Source organism: Acinetobacter sp. GFQ9D191M, assembly GCF_011174875.1.
In the GTDB taxonomy this organism is placed as follows: Bacteria; Pseudomonadota; Gammaproteobacteria; order Pseudomonadales; family Moraxellaceae; genus Acinetobacter.
On sequence record NZ_JAALGV010000175.1, the window covers coordinates 1 to 1,707 of the forward strand.

The window sequence follows — 1,707 nt, forward strand, 5'->3', positions numbered from 1 at the left end:
TGTGTTCAGCGGACGCTTACACATCTTCTAATTCCTTTGGTGAAAAATAAGATTCCATTTTATGCTTAACTCTCAACTTTTTTTCGCTAAATCATTTATTTTACGAAGGTTAGACTTTCAATATTAAACTTACAATTCTTGTAATACAGCCATTCCAATAGGCTTAAGAAGTTGAGAGTGGCATTTCTTGCATAGAATTATTTTGTATTAAATAAAATAACTAAAGGTTTGGCTCGTGAAGATCTCAATAAGAAAACTGTATGTAATTAGCTTAAGTGCATTAATTACTGTGGCTTGTTCCAGTCAAAGTGAATCAGAAGGGATGCTAATTATAAATAACAAAACCTCCGAAGATATAACTAAGGTTAATTTAACTTATAAAACCACTAATAAATCAGAAAATATAGGTAATTTATCTCCTAATCAATCATTTAAGTATCCTATAAAATATTCTGACACCGAAGACTCTATAGTAATTACATATACTGATAGTAATAATACAGTGCATAAGGATGTAGCTGTTCCTTATTTCGGTAAATATGATAAGAAAAATTATAGTTATAATATCAAGTAGTTTAAGTATTATTAATATTTAGAGTGTACGGCATTGACGGTATAGGTTAAATTGACACTACAAGACAGCACTTTAACCAATTTCAACAGCAACATCCCCAAATATATTTAATATAAATTAAGCATGAGATATAAAAATGCACGCCTTTGATATTATCATACCCCAATATACAGGTATCGCTGAAGATGATGATAGCCACGACCATGATGTATTTTGTTATTTAGGAAATTTAGAAGGCAACGGACAAATATTACCCCGTAACCATCATTTAGCTGTTAGCCAAAATGATATTACTCGCGTGACTGTGGTGTGTCCTGAAATGGATGCCCTTGACCGTAAAAATATGAACAGCTATGCCCAAGAAATGCACAATAAAATCGAACAGTTAGCAGGTAAACCCATTCAAACCTTGTATATCGGAGAAGACCATGACTATCCTCTTCCCCGTTATGCCGTACCAACGCAATCTGAATTTTACATGTTGCGTTGGGGCTGGAGTTCGCCTTTACTAGATGGAGTAACCTTACAAGGCATTCCTCTATATAAAATCCCATATACCCAACCTGATCACCCTTGTTATGATAATGTGTGGTCATGGTATCGTCAGGCTGAAGCGTTATATCGTTTGTGGCTTGGTTCTCAACCAGTAAGTGAAGCCTTTGCCTTAGAGCAAATGCAAAATCCCAATTCTGAGCATAGCAAAATAGGTCGAGAATTGTGCCGTATCATTGAACAAAGCACAGGTGTACCCACCTATTATTTTCTAATGAATTACCGTGATTGGACACAGGCAGAAGATATGGAACAAAAATGTCCACTGACAGGGCAGGATTGGCTATTGCCTGCCAATACCTATCACTATATTGATTTTAAATGCGATGAGAGTCGTTTGGTGAGTGAGTTGAGTCAAAATTGGTCGGATGAAAGCGAGGACTGACCGAATGAAAAATTATTTGTGGTAAGCTCATAAAGCCTATCAAGCATAGAGATAAAAATAACACCCAAACTATCTGTAACCAACCGTGAATCGTCTCGATATTTTCGGAGAGTGTTTTACTGGAATCAGGTACAGGACAAGTTTATTTTCAGTATACCCTAGCGGAACCACCTAAAAAGGTAAGCGTCCGCTGAAC

General features: G+C 36.0%; 2 protein-coding genes. Both read left to right on the forward strand.

Annotation, left to right across the window (positions count from 1 at the left end; genetic code table 11):
- The first annotated feature begins 235 nt into the window (after window positions 1-235).
- Window positions 236-574 (forward strand): hypothetical protein, encoded by a 339-nt coding sequence (locus tag G5T77_RS16990; protein ID WP_114237945.1) that lies wholly within the window; start codon window positions 236-238, stop codon window positions 572-574.
- 136 nt (window positions 575-710) lie between these two features.
- Window positions 711-1,511, forward strand: a complete 801-nt coding sequence (locus G5T77_RS16995; RefSeq protein ID WP_114237944.1) for a DUF2310 family Zn-ribbon-containing protein — start codon at window positions 711-713, stop codon at window positions 1,509-1,511.
- Window positions 1,512-1,707: the final 196 nt, after the last annotated feature.

Coding starts and splice junctions, on each gene's coding strand:
- G5T77_RS16995 (WP_114237944.1), top strand. CDS start 711: ATGCACGCCTTTGATATTATCATACCCCAATATACAGGTATCGCTGAA.